21 protein-coding genes are annotated in these 19,659 nt (G+C 68.3%); 10 read left to right on the forward strand and 11 right to left on the reverse strand.

What is annotated here, in order from left to right:
• Positions 1-23: 23 nt before the first annotated feature.
• The gene (locus tag ABLE38_RS18430) at positions 24-1,637 is read right to left on the reverse strand and encodes a phosphoenolpyruvate carboxykinase (RefSeq protein ID WP_348975698.1); all 1,614 of its coding nucleotides are present in this window, start codon (positions 1,635-1,637) and stop codon (positions 24-26) included.
• Between the two features lie 176 nt (positions 1,638-1,813).
• On the opposite strand from ABLE38_RS18430, the gene ABLE38_RS18435 reads away from it, so the two are divergent.
• The 8 genes from ABLE38_RS18435 (at position 1,814) to ABLE38_RS18470 (ending at position 7,720) form a co-directional block, all read left to right on the forward strand.
• Entirely contained in the window at positions 1,814-2,524 is a 711-nt protein-coding gene (locus ABLE38_RS18435; RefSeq protein ID WP_348975699.1) for a response regulator transcription factor, read from the forward strand.
• On the forward strand, positions 2,493-4,073 hold the full coding sequence (locus tag ABLE38_RS18440; protein WP_348975700.1) for a stimulus-sensing domain-containing protein: 1,581 nt from the start codon (positions 2,493-2,495) through the stop codon (positions 4,071-4,073). Before ABLE38_RS18435 ends, ABLE38_RS18440 begins: the two co-directional genes overlap by 32 nt.
• The gene (locus ABLE38_RS18445) at positions 4,073-4,516 is read left to right on the forward strand and encodes an aldolase (protein ID WP_348975701.1); all 444 of its coding nucleotides are present in this window, start codon (positions 4,073-4,075) and stop codon (positions 4,514-4,516) included. The genes ABLE38_RS18440 and ABLE38_RS18445 overlap by 1 nt, the downstream gene beginning before the upstream one ends.
• Positions 4,513-5,442, forward strand: coding sequence for an RNase adapter RapZ (gene rapZ, locus ABLE38_RS18450; RefSeq protein ID WP_348975702.1), 930 nt, complete (start codon positions 4,513-4,515; stop codon positions 5,440-5,442). Before ABLE38_RS18445 ends, rapZ begins: the two co-directional genes overlap by 4 nt.
• A 1-nt stretch (position 5,443) precedes the next feature.
• Positions 5,444-5,851, forward strand: coding sequence for a PTS sugar transporter subunit IIA (locus ABLE38_RS18455; protein ID WP_348975703.1), 408 nt, complete (start codon positions 5,444-5,446; stop codon positions 5,849-5,851).
• Positions 5,848-6,120, forward strand: coding sequence for an HPr family phosphocarrier protein (locus ABLE38_RS18460; protein ID WP_348975704.1), 273 nt, complete (start codon positions 5,848-5,850; stop codon positions 6,118-6,120). The genes ABLE38_RS18455 and ABLE38_RS18460 overlap by 4 nt, the downstream gene beginning before the upstream one ends.
• A gap of 32 nt (positions 6,121-6,152) precedes the next feature.
• Positions 6,153-6,953: an RNA methyltransferase gene (locus tag ABLE38_RS18465; protein ID WP_348975705.1), complete on the forward strand. Its 801-nt coding sequence runs from the start codon at positions 6,153-6,155 to the stop codon at positions 6,951-6,953.
• 77 nt (positions 6,954-7,030) lie between these two features.
• On the forward strand, positions 7,031-7,720 hold the full coding sequence (locus tag ABLE38_RS18470; RefSeq protein ID WP_348975706.1) for an META domain-containing protein: 690 nt from the start codon (positions 7,031-7,033) through the stop codon (positions 7,718-7,720).
• Positions 7,721-7,751: 31 nt separating this feature from the next.
• Here the strand turns inward: ABLE38_RS18470 and ABLE38_RS18475 are convergent, their stop codons facing one another.
• From ABLE38_RS18475 to recR, 4 genes are all read right to left on the reverse strand, one after another.
• Positions 7,752-8,435: a tetratricopeptide repeat protein gene (locus ABLE38_RS18475; protein WP_348975707.1), complete on the reverse strand. Its 684-nt coding sequence runs from the start codon at positions 8,433-8,435 to the stop codon at positions 7,752-7,754.
• A gap of 55 nt (positions 8,436-8,490) precedes the next feature.
• A complete protein-coding gene (locus ABLE38_RS18480) occupies positions 8,491-9,768 on the reverse strand; it encodes a DNA recombination protein RmuC (RefSeq protein WP_348975708.1) in 1,278 nt (425 codons plus the stop codon).
• 184 nt (positions 9,769-9,952) lie between these two features.
• Positions 9,953-10,480, reverse strand: a complete 528-nt coding sequence (gene def, locus ABLE38_RS18485; RefSeq protein WP_348975709.1) for a peptide deformylase — start codon at positions 10,478-10,480, stop codon at positions 9,953-9,955.
• A gap of 189 nt (positions 10,481-10,669) precedes the next feature.
• Positions 10,670-11,266 carry a recombination mediator RecR gene (gene recR, locus ABLE38_RS18490; RefSeq protein WP_348975710.1) on the reverse strand — a complete coding sequence of 199 codons (597 nt, stop codon included), beginning with the start codon at positions 11,264-11,266 and terminating at the stop codon, positions 10,670-10,672.
• A gap of 101 nt (positions 11,267-11,367) precedes the next feature.
• Here recR and fmt point away from each other — a divergent pair, with 101 nt between their 5' ends.
• Both fmt and truA read left to right on the forward strand, forming a co-directional pair.
• Positions 11,368-12,300, forward strand: coding sequence for a methionyl-tRNA formyltransferase (gene fmt / locus ABLE38_RS18495; RefSeq protein WP_348975711.1), 933 nt, complete (start codon positions 11,368-11,370; stop codon positions 12,298-12,300).
• Positions 12,297-13,037 carry a tRNA pseudouridine(38-40) synthase TruA gene (gene truA / locus ABLE38_RS18500; RefSeq protein WP_348975712.1) on the forward strand — a complete coding sequence of 247 codons (741 nt, stop codon included), beginning with the start codon at positions 12,297-12,299 and terminating at the stop codon, positions 13,035-13,037. Before fmt ends, truA begins: the two co-directional genes overlap by 4 nt.
• Positions 13,038-13,170: 133 nt before the next feature.
• On the opposite strand, the gene ABLE38_RS18505 is transcribed toward truA, so the two are convergent.
• The 6 genes from ABLE38_RS18505 to ABLE38_RS18530 all read right to left on the reverse strand — a co-directional run bounded on the left by ABLE38_RS18505 (position 13,171) and on the right by ABLE38_RS18530 (position 19,548).
• Positions 13,171-14,361, reverse strand: coding sequence for a class I SAM-dependent RNA methyltransferase (locus tag ABLE38_RS18505; protein WP_348975713.1), 1,191 nt, complete (start codon positions 14,359-14,361; stop codon positions 13,171-13,173).
• Complete coding sequence (locus tag ABLE38_RS18510) at positions 14,352-15,746, reverse strand: NAD(P)H-hydrate dehydratase (protein WP_348975714.1); 1,395 nt, start codon at positions 15,744-15,746, stop codon at positions 14,352-14,354. The genes ABLE38_RS18505 and ABLE38_RS18510 overlap by 10 nt, the downstream gene beginning before the upstream one ends.
• Entirely contained in the window at positions 15,743-16,036 is a 294-nt protein-coding gene (locus ABLE38_RS18515) for a hypothetical protein (protein WP_348975715.1), read from the reverse strand. The genes ABLE38_RS18510 and ABLE38_RS18515 overlap by 4 nt, the downstream gene beginning before the upstream one ends.
• Before the next feature lie 127 nt (positions 16,037-16,163).
• Positions 16,164-17,885 carry a dihydroxy-acid dehydratase gene (ilvD, locus tag ABLE38_RS18520; protein WP_348975716.1) on the reverse strand — a complete coding sequence of 574 codons (1,722 nt, stop codon included), beginning with the start codon at positions 17,883-17,885 and terminating at the stop codon, positions 16,164-16,166.
• A gap of 233 nt (positions 17,886-18,118) precedes the next feature.
• Complete coding sequence (locus tag ABLE38_RS18525; protein WP_348975717.1) at positions 18,119-18,829, reverse strand: N-formylglutamate amidohydrolase; 711 nt, start codon at positions 18,827-18,829, stop codon at positions 18,119-18,121.
• A complete protein-coding gene (locus ABLE38_RS18530; protein ID WP_348975718.1) occupies positions 18,826-19,548 on the reverse strand; it encodes an enoyl-CoA hydratase/isomerase family protein in 723 nt (240 codons plus the stop codon). Before ABLE38_RS18530 ends, ABLE38_RS18525 begins: the two co-directional genes overlap by 4 nt.
• Positions 19,549-19,659 lie beyond the last annotated feature (111 nt).

A 19,659-nucleotide genomic window follows, 5' to 3' on the forward strand; every position in this document is an offset into this window, starting at 1 on the left:
CGCCCGATCGATGACCGGGCCAGTCAGGCGTTTGCGGTTACCTTGGGTGCGGCCTCGCGGACGCCGGCGTCGACATGGTCCGCGAACTGGGCGAAATTCTCGACGAACTGGTCGACCAGGCGGCCGGCGGTGGCGTCATAGTCCGCCTTGTTGTGCCAGGTCGCGCGCGGATCGAGGATCGCGCTGTCCACCCCGTTGACCGCCACCGGCACCATGAACCCGAAATTGGGATCCTTGCGGAACTCGGCCTGGGCCAGGCTTCCGTCGAGCGCGGCGTTGAGCAGCGCGCGGGTAACCTTGATCGGCATGCGCTTGATCCCCGGATCGGTGGCACGGCCGCCGCTCCAACCGGTGTTGACCAGCCAGCAATCGACCTGCCCCGCCGCGATACGCTCCTTGAGCAGATTGCCGTACACTGCCGGATGGCGCGGCATGAAGGCGGCACCGAAGCAGGTGGAGAAGGTCGCCTCGGGCTCGGTTACGCCGATCTCGGTGCCCGCAACCTTGGCGGTGTAGCCCGAGAGGAAGTGATACATCGCCTGGTCGGGCGTCAGCCTGGCGATCGGCGGCATCACCCCGAATGCATCGGCGGTCAGGAAGATGATGTTGCGCGGCACCGGGCCGAGGTTGCGCGCGGAGGTGTTGGGGATGAAGTCGATCGGATAGGCGCCGCGGCTGTTCTCCGCGAGGCGGTTGTCGGCGAAGTCGAGCGTGCGGCTCTCCTCGTCCATCACGACATTCTCGAGCACCGTGCCGAAGCGCTTCGTCGTCGCGAAGATCTCCGGCTCGGCTTCGGCCGAGAGGTTGATCATCTTGGCGTAGCAGCCGCCCTCGAAATTGAAGACCGCGGTATCCGACCAGCCATGCTCGTCGTCGCCGATCAGCGTGCGGCTGGCATCGGCGGAGAGCGTGGTCTTGCCGGTGCCGCTGAGGCCGAAGAACACCGCGGTGTCGCCTTCGGTGCCGATATTGGCCGAGCAGTGCATCGGCATGATGCCATCGGCGGGCAGAAGGTAGTTGAGCAGCCCGAAGACGCTCTTCTTCATCTCCCCCGCATAGGCGGTGCCGCCGATCAGGATCAGCTTCTCGGTGAAGTTGACCGCGATCACCGTCTCGCTGCGGCAGCCATGGCGCTCGGGATCGGCGCGGAAGCTCGGCAGGTCGATGATCGTGTATTCGGGCTGGAAGCCGGGCAGTTCCCCCGCTTCCGGACGCACCAGCAGCGTGCGAATGAACAGGTTGTGCCAGGCCAGCTCGTTGATCACGCGGACATTGACCCGGTGCTCGGGCTGCGAGCCGCCATAGAGGTCCTGCATATAGAGCGTATCGCGATCGGCCAGCTCGGCGAGGAAATCGGCCTTGAGCGCGGCGAAATGCGCTGGCGTCATCCCTTTGTTGACATTGCCCCACCACACGCTGTCCTCGGTGGTGGTGTCGCGAACGATGAACTTGTCCTTGGCGCTGCGGCCGGTGTGCTTGCCGGTCGTGACGACCAGTGGACCGTCCTTGGCGAGCTTGCCCTCGCCGCGGCGCACGGCGTGCTCCACGAGCTGGGCGGTCTCGAGATTCCAGAATAGCTCTGCGCCGGTCCCGATGCCCATAGCATCGAGACCGTGGCGCGGGGTGCGCTCGGTCAAATTGGCCTCCGTCTCCAAGTGCTTGCCCGGATTGTTGTCCTCCGGTGCAATATTATTGCGTGGGCATAAGCCCGCCCAGAAAGCAGGGTCAACCCGAGTAAACGTTGTCAGCCGATTGAGCGGCGCAGAAGTTTCGTTTACGCCCTGCAATCAATGGCTCTGAGTACCGTAACCGCATGACCGCAACGATCGCGCTGGTCGACGACGACCGCAACATCCTGACCTCCGTCTCGATCGCCTTGCAGACCGAGGGCTTTCTCACGCGCGTCTATTCGGACGGCGAGAGCGCGCTGAAGGCGTTGATCGACAATCCGCCCGACCTGGCGGTGCTCGACATCAAGATGCCGAAGATGGACGGGCTCGAGCTGCTGCGGCGGCTGCGTGAGAAGAGCGCGATCCCGGTGATCTTCCTGACCAGCAAGGACGACGAACTGGACGAGGCGCTGGGCCTGGCAATGGGCGCGGACGACTATATCGCCAAGCCGTTTTCCCAACGCCTGCTGATCGCCCGCATCCGCGCGATCCTGCGCCGCACCGAGGCGACGCAGCCCACGGCCGAAGGCGGCGTCGAGGAAACCCCAGCCGAGGCGCTCGAGCGCGGCCGGCTGGTGATGGACCCCGCGCGCCACCGGGTGACGTGGAACGGCGCGAACGTGACGCTGACCGTGACCGAGTTCCTGATCCTCGAGACGCTGGCGCAGCGCCCCGGCATCGTGAAGACCCGCAACCAGCTGATGGATGCCGCCTATCAGGACGACATCTATGTCGATGACCGAACCATCGACAGCCACATCAAGCGCGTCCGCCGCAAATTCCGGCAGGTCGATCCGGAATTCGATGCTATCGAGACGCTCTATGGCGCGGGCTACCGGTTCTCGGACGAATAGGGACGAGCGCGACCTCGCGCTCAAATGGTCCAATCGCGTCAGCCTGACGCCACGCATCCTCGCGGTGAACATCTTCGCGCTGGCGTTGCTGGGCGGCGGCTTCTCCTATCTCGATTCCTATCGCAGCCGGATCGTCGACAGCCGGGTGGAGCAAGCCGGCCGCGAGGTACGGCTGATCGCGCAGGCGCTCGCCTCCGCCAAGGACGAGAAGCGGCGCGACCTGCTGGTGGTCAGCCTGGCGCGCGACACCGGCACCCGCATCCGCCTGTTCGACGAGAAGGGCACCCTGCTCTCCGACAGCAAGGCGCTGGGCCTGCGCAACGTGGTGCTTCGCGATCCGGACAAGGATCCCTGGGGGCTGGAGGCGGCACGCTTCCTCGACGCCGTGATCGACACGGTGGCGGGCGCCGACCGCGCGCCGCTCTATCGCGAACGCGCGGTCGATCGCGGCCTCGACTGGCCCGACGTCCGCACGGCGATCTCGGCGCATGGCACCCCGGCGACGGTATGGCGCGCACCCGATCGCACCCCGGTGATCACTGCCGCCGCACCGATCACCGAGCTGGGCGTGGTGATGACCACGGTCAACGCCCGCGACATCACCCAGACGGTCCGCGCCGAGCGCTTCCGGCTGGGCATGGTGCTGCTGTTCGTCTCGGTTTTCTCGATCCTGCTCTCGCTGTTCCTGGCGCGGACGATCGTGCGGCCGCTTCGCCTGCTCGCCCGCGCCGCGATCCGGGTGCGGCTGGGGCGCGCCCGCGAAGTGGTGGTGCCCCGCCTGCCCGACCGCAGCGACGAGATCGGCCTGCTCGCCCGCGCACTCTCCGACATGACCGGGGCGCTGCGGGCGCGGATCGACGCGACCGAGGCATTCGCCGCCGACGTGACGCACGAGCTGAAGAACCCCCTCGCCTCGCTGCGCTCCGCGGTCGACAGTCTCGCCACGGTGAAGAAGAAGGAACACCGCGACCAGCTGCTCGAGATCGTCCGCGACGATGTGTTGCGGCTCGATCGGCTGATCACCGACATCTCCGAAGCCTCGCGGCTCGACGCGCAGCTGAGCCGCGCGACGTTCGAGCCGGTGGATATCGGCGCGATGATCCAGGCGCTGCTCGACCAGCGCGAGGCGCGCGGCTTCCCCAATGGCATCCGCATCGCCTTCGATCGCGGGCCGGATGTGGAGCTCACCGTGATCGGCGAAGGCGCGCGGCTAGAGCGCGTGTTCGAGAACCTGATCGAGAACGCGATTTCCTTCTCCCCGCCCAAGGGGCTGATCGCGATTTCGGCATCGAGCGACGACGAATATCTGACCGTCCGCGTCGAGGATGAGGGCCCCGGCGTGCCGGAGGAAGCGCGCGAGAACATCTTCCGCCGCTTCCACTCGGTGCGCCCGCACGAGGAGGCGTTCGGCCAGCATTCGGGGCTGGGGCTTGCCATCGCCCGGACGATCGTAGAGGGCCACCAGGGGAGCATTTCAGTCGAATCGCGGGAGGATCGATTGAGCGGGGCGCGATTCGTCGTTCGTCTGCCACTGGCGGGACGCATTTGATGGCCGAACTGTCTTCGGAGACGATCCAGGGCGCCTGTGTGGCGATCGCGGGCCGCGGCGTGCTGATCGAAGCGCGCGACGATACCCAGCGCACCGACCTGCTGCTGCGCCTGCTCGATCGCGGCGCCACGCTGGTTTCCGATGCCCGCACCGCCTGCACCCGCCGCGGCGAGGCGCTGTCCGCCGCAGCCCCTGCCGGAACCGGCGGGCGTGTCGAGATCCGCGGGATCGGTCCGGTCGAAATGGAGAGCCTGGCCGAGGTGGACGTGGCGCTGATCGCGGTGGTGCTTGATGCCGCACCGCGGCTGCCCGAGGACCGCCGCTTCCGCAATATCGCCGGCATCGCCGTGCCGGTGCTGGCGCTCGGCCCGGGCGAGCCTGCCGCGCCGATCAAGGTGGAATATGCGCTGAAAGCACTGGCCCCGAAAGCACCGGCCAAATGAGCAAGGCGCGGCCCAAGCAGATCCTGCTGGTCACCGGCATGTCCGGCGCGGGCAAGTCGACGGTGCTGCGCACGCTCGAGGACCTGGGCTGGGAGATTGTCGACAACCTGCCGTTGCTGCTGCTCAACCGCCTGCTCGATACCGCGCCTGCCGAGGTGGACGACGATCGCCCGCTGGCGATCGGCATCGGCACCCAGACGCGCGGCTTCGATCCCGAGAGCATCGTCCGCCGCATCAAGAAGCTGCGCGAGGAGCACGGCCATGACGTCGGCACGTTGTTCCTCGAATGCGCCGGCGCCGAGCTCGAGCGGCGCTATTCCGAGACTCGCCGCCGCCACCCGATGGCGCAGGACCGCCCGGCACAGGACGGCATCGCCCACGAACGCGAGCTGCTCGGGCCGCTGCGGCGCTGGGCGAACCGGCTGATCGACACCACCGATCTCAGCGCCAACGAGCTCGCCCAGCAGATCCGCACGACCTTTTCGGGCGAGGGACTGGGCGAAACGGTGATCTCGGTCGTCTCGTTCGGCTTCGCCCGCGGGCTGCCGCGCGATGCCGACCTGGTGTTCGACATGCGCTTCCTCAGGAACCCGCACTGGGTGCCCGAGCTGCGCCCCGGCACCGGCAAGGATGCCGATGTCTCCGCCTATATCGCGGCCGATCCCGCCTATCCCGCGGCGATGGAGCAGATCGAGTCGCTGCTGCTGCTGCTGCTCCCGCGCTACCAGGCCGAGGGCAAGGCATATGTTACGATAGCGTTCGGATGCACGGGAGGCCGCCACCGCTCGGTCCATGTCGCCGAACGGATGGCCGCGCGGTTGCGCGCCGCGGGTTTTTCGCCCACGGTAACGCATCGTGATACCAAGACCGCGCCGCAGGACTCGCTGGAGGGGGACCCGGTGACCACGGCAGGGGGCGGAGTTTGAAATGATAGGTTTGGTGCTCGTGACGCACGGACGACTCGCCGAGGAGTTCGTAGTCGCGATGGAGCATGTGGTGGGGAAGCAGGAGCAGATCGCCTCGATCTGCATCGGCCCCGAGGATGACATGGAAGGTCGCCGCGCGGACATTGCCGCGGCGATCAAGAGCGTCGATTCGGGCCGCGGCGTGATCGTGCTGAGCGATCTGTTCGGCGGCACGCCCTCGAATCTCGCCATCTCGCTGATGGAGGCGGGCAAGGTGGAAGTGATCGCCGGGATCAACCTGCCAATGCTCATCCGCCTGGGCAGCGCGCGCAAGACGATGAAGGTCACCGAAGCGGTGGCCGCTGCACGCGATGCGGGCCGCAAATACATCACCGTCGCATCCGAAGTCCTGGGAGAGGCTGCCGCTTGAGCCGTACCATCCGAACCGTCATGATCGAGAACAAGCGCGGCCTGCACGCGCGCGCCAGCATGGCCTTTGTGACGCTTGCCACTTCGCAACCCGTCGAGCTGACCGTCGAGAAGGACGGCAACACCGCGTCGGGCACCTCGATCCTCGACCTGATGATGCTGGGCGCCGCCAAGGGCGACACCATCTCGATCAGCGCCGAGGGCGACGGCGCCGAGGGTGCGGTCGAAGCGCTGGTCGAGCTCGTGGCCGCGCGGTTCAACGAGGAATAGCCTCGCCGCGCCGGACTGGCTAAAGGCTGCCGATGCCTCGCGAAATCACTGCCTTTTCCAATCCGCTCATCAAGCGCGTCCGCAACCTGCGCGACAAGAAGCACCGCCGCGAGGAAGGGCTGTTCCTTGCCGAGGGGCTGCGCATCCTCACCGAGGCGTATGAGGCGGGGCGCGTTCCCGAATATCTGTTCTACGCCAAGGATATGGCCGGGCACGCGCTAGTCCGCTCGCTGGTCGCCGCGACCGAGGCGGCGGGCGGCTGGGCGGTCGAGACCAACGCCGACATCCTCTCCAAGCTCTCGGGCAAGGACAATCCCGGCGTGGTGATCGGCGTCTATCCCGAGTTCGCCGTCACGCTGGCCGATCTCGACCGCAGCACCTCCGGCATCTGGCTGGTCGCCGAGCGGCTGCGCGACCCGGGCAATCTGGGCACGATCCTGCGCACCGCCGATGCGGTGGGCGCCGGCGGACTGATCCTGATCGACGACTGCGTCGATCCCTTCTCGGTGGAAGCGGTGCGGGCCAGCATGGGGGCACTGTTCACCGTGCCGGTGGCGCGGGCGAGCTGGGGCGACTTTCTCGTCTGGCTGCGCAAGGGGCCGGGGCAGCTGGTCGGGCTCAGTCTCGACACCGAGCATGACTATCGGGCGCCGCTCTACCAGGCGCCGACCTTCCTGCTCACCGGCAACGAGGCGCAGGGCATGCCGAGCTTCATGGCCGAGGCGTGCGACCTGCTGGTCAAGATCCCGATGCTCGGCAAGGCGGACAGCCTGAACGCCGCGATCGCCACCGCCGTGATGGCCTATCAAGTGCTCGGCCAGCAGCGAAGCTGAACGCCGGATAATCGTTACGGCCATGGAGCGTTCAGCCGCTCCGGTGCATTTCACCTCTCGAAAGAGGAGTGAATTCAATGCGTATTTCGACCATCGCCGCCAGCCTGATCGCGCTGACCGCCCTGCCCGCTTCGGCGCAGGCACAGGACTATCGCGCCTCGGGCACCGAGCCGTTCTGGAACCTGAGCATCGGCGCGAAGACGATGCGCTTCGAGGCGCCGGGCCGCCCGACCGTGGCGGTGCCGACGCCCAGGGTGATCCACGGCTTTGCCGGCGAGATGTGGCAGACCCGGCGGATCAACGTGAACACCAATCACCGCCCCTGCACCGACGGGATGAGTGACCGCAGCTATCCCGACACCGTCACGGTCACCGTCGACGGGCGCAACTACCAGGGCTGCGGCGGCGAACCGCGCGCCGAGGCGCCGACCAGCGTGCTCGGCGGAAACTGGCGCGTAGAGGCGCTGAACGGCCGCCCCGTCGTCCGCGGCACCAACCCGACCGTCAGCTTCGAGAACGGCCGCGTCTCGGGCAATGGCGGCTGCAACCGCTTCAGCGGGACCTATGCCTTTGCCCGGGGCCGCCTGACCGCCGGGCCGCTGGCCAGCACCCGCATGGCCTGTCTCGACCGCGCCCGCGGCCAGCAGGAGACCGCGATCCTCGGCCTGCTCGGCGAGCGGCTGACCGTGTCGAGCAATCGCCAGGGCAAGCTGGTGCTCACCGGCCCCCGCGGCCGCACGCTTATCCTGGTCCGCGCGCGGCCCTGACAGGGCCAGGCGACGGGAGAAGGCGCGCCGATCAGCTCGCCTTCTTCTTCGCCCGCTCGTCGGTTACGTACTGCAGCTCGTCCTTCACCTGCTGATCGTCGGGCATCAGCACCAGGCACTGGCGCAACAGCCCCTCAGCCTGGTCGAGCCGGCCCAGCTCGATCTGGTTATAGGCCATGCCGAACCAGGCCCGGCGCAGCGACTTCTTCTGCCGGTCCCCGCTCTCGCGCTTCGCGGCATCGGCGGCGCGGGCATAGAGATCGTAGGACTTCTGCCACTGTTTCTGCGCCTGATAGGCATAGCCGAGCTCGGACAGGTAATGCGGGTGGAGCGGCGCCATCGTCACCGCGCGCTCGAGGAAGAGAATCGCCCCGTCGAGCTGCTGCAGGTCGATCATCGCAAAGCCCTTGGCCCAGAGCGCGATGCACCAGCCGCCCTCGACCAGCACGGCATTTTTGCCACCAGGAAGCGTGGCATAGCCGGCGGTCTCATAATCCTCGACCTTGCAGAGCTTCTGCCGGTCGCCCGGATAGAGCCCCTGATATTCGACGATCAGCGGATTGAGCCTGTCGACCGCCTGTTGCGGCTGGCCGCCCTGGATGAGCTGGATGATCTCGCCCAGCCGATCGTTGCGCGCGGTCTCCGCCGGGCTTTCCTGGGCAAAGGCGGCGCCGACCGGCGCCACGGCGAGCATGAGAGCAAGTGCGAGCTTCATCGAATTCCCCCCGTTTCGACTGTCAGGCGAACCTAACCCGCTTTTGACGCCATGGCTATTCCGCCGCTTCCGCTTCGTCCGCCGGCCCGGTCACCAGCTTGGTGAGCGGACGCGGCGCGGTCTCGATCACCGGGAGCGGCTCGATCTCCTTGGTGCCGCTCGACACTTCCAGCGCCTCGAAGCGCTTGGCCTGGCTCATCACCTGGCTCTCCAGGCTGCCGACCATCGCATTGTAGGCGCCGTTCGCCAGCTCGAGGTTGCGGCCCATGCGCGCGACATGGCTGCCCATCGTGGCGAGGCGCGAATGGAGCTCCTTGCCGAGCCGGGCGATCTCGGCCGCTTCCTCGGCGAGCTTTTCCTGCCGCCAGACGCTGGCGACGGTGCGGGCGATCGCGACGAGGTTGGTCGGGGTGGCGAGCAGCACGCGGCGCTCGAACGCCCATTCCCATAGCGCATCGTCCTGCTCGAGCGCGGCGGTGAGGAAATGCTCGCCCGGGATGTAGAGGATCACATAATCGGCGGCATCGCCGAACTGCGCCCAATAGTTCTTCGAGCCGAGCTGCTCGGCATGGCGGCGGATCGCCGCGGCATGGAGCTGGAGATGCGAGGTGCGCGTCGCCTCGTCATGCGCCTCGCTGGCGTCGAGAAAGGCGTTGAGCGAGCATTTCGCGTCGATGATCAGCTGCTTGCCGCCGGGCAGGCGCACGATCACGTCGGGGCGCAGGCGGCCATCCTCGGTGTTGACCGAAACCTCGGTCCGGAAATCGGCATGCTGCGACAGGCCGGCCTGTTCGAGCACGTTGCGCAGGCTCTGCTCGCCCCAGCGGCCCCGCGCCTTGGGGCTGGCGCGCAGCGCGTTGACCAGCTTGGCGGTCTCGTCGCGGACCTGGCCGTGGCTGGAATGGAGCTGCTGGACCGCCTCGCGCAGCGCCTGATAGCTGCCCACCCGCTCCTTCTCGACCTCGCTCAGCCCCTGCTGATAGCGCTGGAGCGTTTCCTGCACGGGCGTGAGCAGCGCCTTCATCTTGGCTTCGTTGCTCTCGCCAGCCTGGGCGAAGCGCTGGTCGGCACGCTCGAGGAAGCTCTTCTGCGATTCGCCAAGGATGCGGTGGGCCAGCTCGGCGAAGCGCGACTCCATGCCGGTGGTCTCGGCCTTGAGGCCGGCAAGCTCGATCTGGGCGCGGCCGAGCTCGGCGGCGGCGGCCTTGAACTCCGCCTCGCGCGTGTCACGCTCGGAGCGCATCTGCGCCGCCGGGCGCCCGCCGAGGAACATGCCGAGGCCAAGCCCGATGGCGAGCGCGGCAAGCGCGATCAAAACGGCCAGCAGATCCAAGCAGTCCTCCCCGGAAAGTCACAAAAGCATCGACACACGCGCGCATGGGCGCCCGAGCGGGCACGCGGGCGCGTGCGAGCGCCCAGCTTCGGAACATATACCGAACGATCCCTGTAGGACAGCCCGAAATGCGAAGGCCGCGGACGTTTCCATCCGCGGCCTGCATGTTTCGAAAATTGCGGGCTCAGGCGGCGGCCTTGCGTGCCTTGTTGAGCTTCTTGAGGATGATGTCGCGCTTCAGCCGCGACAGGTGATCGATGAAGACGATGCCCTGCAGGTGATCCATCTCGTGCTGGATGCAGGTGGCGAGCAGGCCTTCGAACGTCTCGTCATGCGCGGCGCCGTTCTCGTCGAGCCACTTCACCCGGCAGCGCGCGGGGCGCTCGACATCGGCGAACTGCTCGGGGATCGACAGGCAACCCTCGGTGTAGACCGAATGCTCCTCGGCCGGATCGAGGATCTCGGGATTGATGAAGACGCGCGGCTCGCGGATCGGCTTGCTGTCCTCGTCTTCCTTTTCCTGGAGGTCCATGACGATGACGCGCTTGGGAACGCCGACCTGGATGGCGGCGAGGCCGATGCCGGGCGCGTCGTACATGGTGTCGAACATGTCGGCGATCAGGTCGCGCAGCTCGCCGGTGACTTCCGCCACGGGTTCGGAAATCAGGCGCAGGCGCGGATCGGGTACTTCGACAATGGGTAGGATAGCCATCGGGGTAATTTAGGCGTGCAGGTCGCTCAAATCAATAATTCCTCCCCGAGCTCGTCTCGGGGAGGGGGACCATTCGCACAGCGAATGGTGGAGGGGCGGCGGGCGCACTCCGCCGTCTGCAACGGCGGCCCCTCCACCACCGCCTTCGGCGGCGGTCCCCCTCCCCCAGACAAGCTGGGGAGGAATTTATCAGGCCACCGGCCGCCGGGCCCGCAGCGCCTGGGCGAGCGTGCCCTCGTCGAGATAGTCGAGCTCGCCGCCCACCGGCAGGCCGTGGGCCAGCTGAGTGACGCGCACCGGATAGGTCTCGATCCGCTCGGCGATATAGTGGGCGGTGGTCTGGCCTTCGAGCGTGGCGTTCATCGCCAGCACGACCTCGTCGATCCCGCCGGCGGCGATGCGCGCGACGAGCTTGTCGATGCGCAGGTCCTCGGGGCGGATGCCCTCCAGCGCGGAGAGGCGGCCGCCAAGGACGTGGAAGCGGCCCGGAAATAGGCGGGAACGGTCCAACGCCCAGAGGTCCGCCACTTCCTCCACCACGCAGAGCGAGCGGGTGTCGCGGCGCGGATCGGCGCAGATCTGGCAGGGGTCGGACGTGTCGACATTGCCGCAGATGCCGCAGGTGGCGAGGTTGCGGCTGACTGCGCCGAGCGCCGAGAGCAAGGGATCGAGCGCGGTCTCGCGCTTCTTGAGCAGGTGCAGCACTGCGCGGCGCGCCGAGCGGGGGCCGAGGCCGGGCAATCGCGACAGGGCCTGGGTGAGCGCTTCGATCTCGGGAGATGCCATGTCGGGGAGATAAGCGACCTGGAACGGAAAGCAAACAATCCCGGCTGCTTCCCGTCATCCCGGCTTTCGCCGGGATGACGAACAAGGCTAAAGGCCACCCCATGCGGATCATCTTCATGGGAACGCCCGAATTTGCCGTGCCGGTGCTCGAGGCGCTGGTCGAGGCCGGGCACGACGTCGTGGCGGCTTACAGCCAGCCGCCGCGGGCGGGCGGGCGCCGAGGCAAGGCGCTGACGCCCTCGCCGGTGCATGCCGGCGCCGAGGCGCTGGGGATCGAGGTCCGCACGCCGCTCTCGTTCCGCAAGGATCCCGAGGCGCTGCCGGCGTTCGAAGCGCTGGCGGCCGATGTCGCGGTGGTCGCCGCTTACGGCCTGATCCTGCCCCAGGCCGTGCTCGATGCGCCGAAGCATGGTTGCCTGAACGTCCACGGCTCGCTGCTGCCGCGCTGGCGCGGCGCCGCGCCGATCCAGCGGGCGATCCTCGCCGGGGATGCCGAGACCGGCGTGGGGATCATGCAGATGGAAGCCGGACTCGATACCGGGCCGGTGCGGCTCTTCGAAACGACGCCTATCGGAGACTACGATACCACGGGCATCCTCACCAATCGGCTCTCCCAGATTGGCGCCAGGCTGATGAGGACCGTCTTGGCGGACCTCGATACGTACCCCGCAGTTCCCCAACCCGAGGAGGGTGTCACCTACGCTGCCAAAATCGACAAAGCCGAGGCCAGGCTCGATTTCTCGAAGTCTGCGGCGAACGTCAATCGACAGGTGCGCGCGTTCAATCCCGCACCAGGAGCGTTCTTCGAGTTCCAAGGCGAACGCATCAAGGTCCTCACAGCCAACATTCTTACAGATGCTGAGTACCGCACCGATTTCCCAAGCACACCGGGTTTGGTGATCGGCGATCAGTTAGCCATTGGCTGCGGAACCGGCGCAATCCGCCCCGATATCGTACAGCGTGCAGGGCGCGGCGTCATGACGTCACGCGAGCTGCTTAATGGCCTGGATATCCCCGAGGGAACCCAGCTTTGACGCGGTTCGCGCTGACCGTGGAGTTCGACGGCCGTCCCTTCATGGGCTGGCAGCGGCAGGACCATGGCCCGAGCGTGCAGCAGGCGATCGAGGATGCGGCGTTCGCGGTGACCGGCGAGCGCGCCTCGGTGCAGGCGGCGGGGCGCACCGACGCCGGCGTGCACGGTCTCGGCATGCGCGCGCATATCGATATCGCGAAGCCGATCAGCGCGTTCCGGCTGATGGAGGCGCTCAATGCGCGGGTGCGGCCCAACCCGGTGGCGATCCTCGATTGCGTCGAGGTGCCGGACGATTGGCACGCGCGTTTCTCATGTGTTGCACGCCATTATGAATATAGAATCTCAACAAGACGGGCGCCGCTGACCTGGGAGAAGGGCCTCGCCTGGCGGGTGATCCCGCCGCTCGATGCCGGGCTGATGGCGGAGGGCGCGGCGCGGCTGCTCGGCAGGCATGACTTCACCACCTTCCGCTCGGCGCATTGCCAGGCGGACAGCCCGTTGCGCACCCTCGACCGGCTCGAGGTGGTGGCGCAGGGCGAGCGGATCAGCGTGTTCGCCTCGGCGCGCTCTTTCCTCCATCACCAGGTGCGCTCGATGGTCGGCTGCATCGTGCTGGTCGGCCAGGGGCGCTGGACGCCCGACGACATGACCGCGGCGCTGGAAGCGCGCGACCGCGCGGCGCTGGGGCTCAATGCGCCGTCGGACGGGTTGTTCTTTTTGCGGGCGGATTATCCGTAAATCCCTCTCCCTCTGGGAGAGGGAGGGAGGCGCGAAGCGCCGGAAGGGTGAGGGTCGAGAGAAATTCTACCCTCACCCTTCCCACTCGGCTTCGCCTCGCGGGCCCCTTCCCGCTCCCAAAGGGAGCGGGAGTTTATCTGCTGAACTTCGCGGCCAGCTCGACATGCGTTGACCAGCGGAACTGGCCGACTGGCTGGATCCAGTCGAGCGTGTAGCCACCTTCGCACAGAATCTCCGCATCGCGCGCGAAGGTATTGGGATTACAGGAAACAAAGGCCACAAACGGCGCCTTGGACTTGGCGATCTCGGCGGCCTGCTCACGCGCGCCGGCACGCGGGGGATCGATCACCACCGCCTCGAACCGGTCGAGGTCGGCGCTGGTCACCGGGCGGCGGAACAGGTCGCGGTGATCGGCGAAGACCATGCGCTGCGCGCTGCCGGCTGCGGCCTTGAGCGACATGATCGAGTCGCGCGCGGCCTCGGCGGCGTAGACCTTGGCTGCCGGGAAGGCGAAGGTGAAGGTGCCGAGGCCGGCGAACAGGTCCGCGACAGTGCGGGCATCGCCTGCGACTTCCTGGACTGCGGATACCAGCGCCGCCTCGCCCTCGGGCGTCGCCTGGAGGAAATTGCCCTGCGGAAAGGGCACGGGCACGCCGGCCAGCGTGATCGTGACGGGATCCGGCTCCCAGCGCGCCGACGGCCCCAGCCCCTCGTCCATCGAGAAACGCGCGAGCTGGTGGCGGTGTGCGAAGGCGTTGATCGCCTCGGCTGCGGCGAGGCCCTCCGCCTCGAGGCCGTCGAGCAGCACGTCGACGCCCTGGTCGGCCCTGGCGAGGTGGACGTTGATCCGCCGCGAGCCGGGCAGCAGCGCGGCGAGCAGGCCGCGCAGAGGGCTTAGCAGCGCGAACAGCTCCGGCGCGAGAACATGGCATTCCTGCAGGTCGACCAGATTGTGGCTGCCCTGCCCGGTGAAGCCGAGCAGCACCTGGCGGCCGCGGCGCTCGGCATGGAGCGTGGCCCTGCGGCGCGTCCTGGGCGGCGAGAGCAGCGGCGCGCGGACCTCGGTCTCGAGCTTGTGCTGCGCCAGCGCGCCGGCGATGCGATCGGTGATGAAGCCGCTCCAGGCGGCGTCGTCGAGATGCTGGAGCTGGCAGCCGCCGCATTCGGGGAAATGCCGGCAGGGCGGCTGCTGGTGGTGCGGCCCGGGCGTGATCGCGCCGTGCGCGTCGACCTGATCGCCGGGCGCCGCGAAGGGAATGTAGCGGCCATCGGCGGTGACACCCTCGCCGCGCCCCGCGACTTTCAGGACTTCGCTCAGAGGCATTCGGAGATCGCTTGGGACAAGTGCATCGGCAGCGCATCGGCGATGAAGGCCGGTCCTGCAAGCGCCGCGGCGCGGGCGTGGAGCCAGACCGCGGCTTCGGCGGCGTTTTTGTTGCCAACGGCGACCTGCGCGGCGAGCGTGCCGGCAAGGACATCGCCGGTACCCGCGGTGGAGAGCCAGGACGAGGCATGCGCCAGAACGCGCACCTCGCCGCGGGACGTGGCGATCACGGTGTCGGCGCCCTTGTGGACCACCGTTGCGCGGGTCTCGGCGGCTGCGGTGAGGGTACGGGTGATCTTGTCGCCCTCCCCCTCGAACATCCGGTCGAACTCGCCCGAATGCGGGGTGAGCCAGGTCGCGGCGGTGCGGCGCTGGAGCCAGGCGGTGGCGGACTTGCCGAGCAGGGTCAGCGCATCGCCGTCGAGGACCAGCGGGAGATTGGCGCCCAGCGCAGCCTTGAGCAGACCCTCGGCGCGGCGATCGCGGCCGAGGCCAGGGCCGACCACGACCGCGCCGATGCGGGTTTCGGTGAGGAAATCGGCGAGATCGTCGCCATTGCCGATGCGGTGGCGGACCAGCGCGTCGGGGCCGCCGGTACTGCCGTCGGCGCAGGCGAGGATCGTGTACCCTGCCCCGCCGGCCATCGCGGCATGCGTGGCGAGGCGCGCGGCGCCGGGCATGTCGCCCTCGACCACCACGACCAGGCCGCGGCTATATTTGTGCGCCCGCGCGCCGGGGACGGCGAGATGCGGGCGCGTGACGGTTCGCCACACGCTATCCACCGGCACGTCGATATCGGCGAGCATGACATGGCCGCAGCGCTCCAGCCCGGCACCCAGGACATGGGCGGGCTTGAGCGCGCCCAGCGCCAGCGTCGCGCTGATGCCCTTCGGCGCGCCGAGATCGGCGCCGCTGTCGGTGGCGAGGCCCGAGGGAAGATCGATCGCGAGGCTGAAGCGCGCGGCGGCGACCAGCTCGGCGAACACCGGGCCGATGCCGCGCTCGAGCGGACGGGTGAGGCCGGTGCCGAACAGGCCGTCGACCAGCACCGGGCGCGGGCGAGCCTGGTAGAGCGAGGCGACCTCGCCGCCCCAGCGCTCGAGCATCGCCCGGCCGGCGGGCGTGCCGGGCTCGCCGCAGGCGGCGACCGCGACGTCATGGCCGGCTGCCTTCAACAGGCGCGCGGCGACATAGGCGTCCCCGCCATTGTTGCCGGCGCCGGCAAGGACCAGGATCGGACTGCCGGACGCGAACCGCGCGACTTCGCGCGCCACTGCGGCGCCGGCGCGCTCCATGACGTCGAGCTGGGGCTCGCGCCGGAACACTGCCTCCTCGGCGACGCGCATCTGGGCAGCGGTGACGATCGGTGCGCCGGGCGGGATCATTTGCCCGGTTTGGCCCCGCGCACGGTTGCAGGCAAGCGGTAGCGCGCGCCGCCGATCGAGACTTCGATCAGATCTGGTGCGAGCGGCGTGACCACCGCCGCCTCCGCGCCGTCCGCCGCGACCACGCCGCGGCCATCGGTAGTGACGAGCAACCGGCGGAACCCGCCGTCGGGATGGCGCAGGGTGAGGAACAGCCCGTCCTGCGACTGGACGCGGTCGATCGTGCAGGCAAAGGCGAAGGTCTCGGCGCCCGGCGGGGCGCATTCGATGCGGCCCTCGGCCTTTTCCATCTTCTCGGCGTGCGCTTCGTTGCGCGCCTCGGTGGCCTTGTCGCGGACCTGAACGTTGCAGCCCGCAAGGGAAAGAAGGGCCGCGAGCGTGACCGCTCGTCGAGCCCTTCCCCTCTCCCTACCTGGTTCAGATATCGGCAAATACATGGGTTTCGGCGCTGGCTCCGGGGTGCGTGACCGCCCCCTTACAGGCAGGGCCGACATTTTGCGAGAAGCGCCACAGCGCGCCGGACTGGTAATCGTTCCGCCGCGGCTCCCACTGCGCGCGGCGCGCGGCGAGCACGTCCTCGGGCACATTGAGATCGACCGTGCCGGCCTCGGCATCGATGCTGATCTCGTCGCCATCCTCGACCAGCGCGATCGGGCCGCCGTCCGCCGCCTCGGGGCCGACATGGCCGATGCAGAAGCCGCGGGTGCCGCCCGAGAAGCGGCCATCGGTGATCAGCGCGACCTTCTCGCCCAGCCCCTGGCCATAGAGCGCCGCGGTGGTCGACAGCATCTCGCGCATGCCCGGGCCGCCCTTGGGCCCTTCGTAGCGGATGACGACGACGGTGCCTTCCTTGATCGCATTGGCCTCGACCGCGGCGAAGGCGTCCTCCTCGCGCTCGAACACCTTGGCGGTGCCGGTGAACTGGAGGCGGTGCATGCCCGCGACCTTCACGATCGCCCCCTCGGGCGCCAGCGACCCCTTGAGCCCCACCACGCCGCCGGTGGGGGTGATCGGCGTCTTGGCGTCGTAGATGACCTTCTGGTCGGGGTTCCATGTGACCTGGTCGATATTCTCGCCCAGGCTCTTGCCGGTGACGGTGAGGCAATCGAGGTGGAGGAAACCCTCCGCCGCCAGCGTCTTCATCAGCATGTAGATGCCGCCGGCATCGTGCATGTCGCGCGCGACGTAACGCCCGCCGGGCTTGAGATCGGCGATATAGGGCGTGGTCTTGAAGATCTCGGCGACGTCGAACAGGTCGAACTCGATGCCGGCCTCGTGCGCCATCGCCGGCAGGTGGAGCGCGCCATTGGTCGAGCCGCCGGTCGCCGCGACGATGCGCGCGGCGTTCTCGAACGCCTCGCGGGTGCAGATGTCGCGCGGGCGGATGTTCTGCGCGATCAGCTCCATCACCTGGCGGCCAGCGGCGACGGCGATCTCTTCACGCGACTTATAAGGAGCCGGCGCCATATTGCTGTTCGGCAAGGACAAACCGATCGCCTCGGCGACGCAGGCCATGGTGTTGGCGGTGTACTGGCCGCCGCACGCGCCATGGCCCGGGCATGCCGCCTTCTCGATCGCCGTGACTTCGGAGAGCGGGCATTTGCCGGCGGAATAGCGGCCGACCGCTTCGAACACGTCGATCACGGTGAGGTCGCGCTCCTGGAAGCGGCCGGGCAGGATCGAGCCGCCATAGACGAAGATCGACGGCACGTTGAGGCGGAGCATCGCCATCATCATGCCCGGGAGCGACTTGTCGCAGCCGGCAAAGGTGACGAGCGCGTCATAGCAATGGCCGCGCACCGAGAGCTCGACCGAGTCGGCGATGACCTCGCGGCTGACCAGCGAGGACTTCATGCCCTGGTGGCCCATCGCGATGCCGTCGGTCACGGTGATCGTGTTGAAGCGGCGCGGCATGCCGCCGGCTTCATTGACGCCGGCGCGGCACCAGTCCGCCTGCTGGTCGAGCGTGGTGTTGCAGGGCGCGCTGTCATTGCCCGCCGAGGCGATGCCGACGAACGGCCGGGCGATCTCCTCCTCGGTGAGGCCCATGGCGTAATAATAGCTGCGGTGCGGAGCGCTCTCGACGCCGACGGAAACGTAGCGGCTGGGGAGCTTGGATTTATCGAATCGGCTGGTCATGATGCGCAAGCCTATGTCGCGAGAAGGTCGTTTTGCGCAAGACTATTGCGCAAACTTTTTGTGGCAGGTGGGAAATTGCCACTTCGTACCTGCACCGTCGTCACCCCGGCCTTGTGCCGGGGTCCACCAGGAAGATGGGCAATGTATAGGAGGCGAGAGCGCAGAATGAGCGGCACGGTGGACCCCGGCACAAGGCCGGGTGAAGGTTCAGAAAACGTGGCGCCGATTGAACCTCAAGACAGCGTGGTCCGCAGATGCCGCGCCAGATCGGCCAGCGTTGCCGCCCATTCGCCCACCCCCGCATCATCGCGGATCAGGTCATTGCGGATCTCGATCGCGACCGAGGGAATGCCCTGCCCCTCGGCATGCCGGTTGAGCGTCGCGTTGAGCAGCCGCCCCGAATAGGGCTCGTTATCGCCGGTGACGACGCCGCGCTCGCGGAAGAACTGCACGGCGGGATGCGCGGCGCGGGTGTCGCGGTTGTAGAGGATGCCGACCTGCCAGGGGCGTGCGGTGCCGCCATGCTCGAGGCAAGGGGTGAAGCTGTGGATCGAGAGGATCAGCCTTGGGCGCCGGGCGCGGACCTGGTCGCGCAGGATGCGGTGATAGGGCGCATGGAAGCGAGCGATGCGGGCGCGCTTGTCGACCACCTCGTTGCCGGGGATCAGATGGCCGTCGCTGCGATGCGGGATCAGGCCGACATGATCGGGCTCGCGGTGGAGATCGATCACCAGCCGCGAGACGGTGGCGAGGATCGCGGGGCAGTCGAGCCGGGCGGCGAGCGCGCGGGTGACGGCGGCGGCGCCGATGTCGATCGCGATATGGTTGTCGAGCAGCGCGGGCGCGATGCCGAGATCGATGTCGGGCGGCACCGCGTTGGAGGCGTGGTCGCACAGCAGCAGGACATCCGGCGCCGCGCCCTCGACGATCTCGGCGGCGCTCACCAGGCCGGGTTCCGCCGTTCGCGGAAGGCGTTGAGCCCCTCGGCAAGCTCGGCGCCGCCGAACGCATCCTCGAAGCCCTGGTCGGTCTGCTCGCCGCGCAGCGTGCGCTTGAGCAGCTTCACCGCCTCGGGTGCGTTGCCGGCGATAGCGTTCGCCATGGCGGTGGCGGTGTCGATCGCCTTGCGGGTCTTGAGCTCGACCAAGCCGATCTTGTGCGCTTCGTCGGCGCGGAGCTTGTCGCCGGTGAAGAGCAGCAGCGAGGCCATGCCCTTGCCGACCTGCGCCTCGAGCCTTGCGACATCTTCGCGCGGATAGCCGAGGCCGAGGCGCGCGGGGGTGACGGCGAAGTCCGCCTGGGCGCCGGCGATGCGGATATCGGCGGCGAGGATCAGCGCGACCGCGGCGCCGAAGCAGCCGCCGTCGACTGCGGCGACGACAGGCACGGGCAGCGCCGCGACCGCCTCGATGCCGTTGCGCATCGCCTCGCGGAACTGCGTGCGGAGCGCCACGTCGTTCTGCAGCTGCTCGAACTCGCGGATATCGGCGCCGGCGGAGAAGATGCCGGCCACGTCGGAGCGGAGGATCACGGCACGGGCGTCTCCCACCTCGCGGGCGGCGGCGGCAAGCGCCTGCCAGGCGGCGGTAGGAAGCGCGTTCTTCGCCTCGGGGCGGGCGAGCGCGATGGTGGCGACGGCGCCGGTGCGCGTGAGCTGAATCATCGCGCGGATCGGCCCGAATGGCGGCGCGCTGTCAAGGGCCGGCTATCCTCGGGGATGGGGCGGGGTGCGCCAAATCGCGCACACCCGCGCCACCAACGGACGTCGTGCTCC

It is taken from the genome of Sphingomonas sp. KR3-1 (genome assembly GCF_040049295.1).
In the GTDB taxonomy this organism is placed as follows: domain Bacteria; phylum Pseudomonadota; class Alphaproteobacteria; order Sphingomonadales; family Sphingomonadaceae; genus Sphingomonas.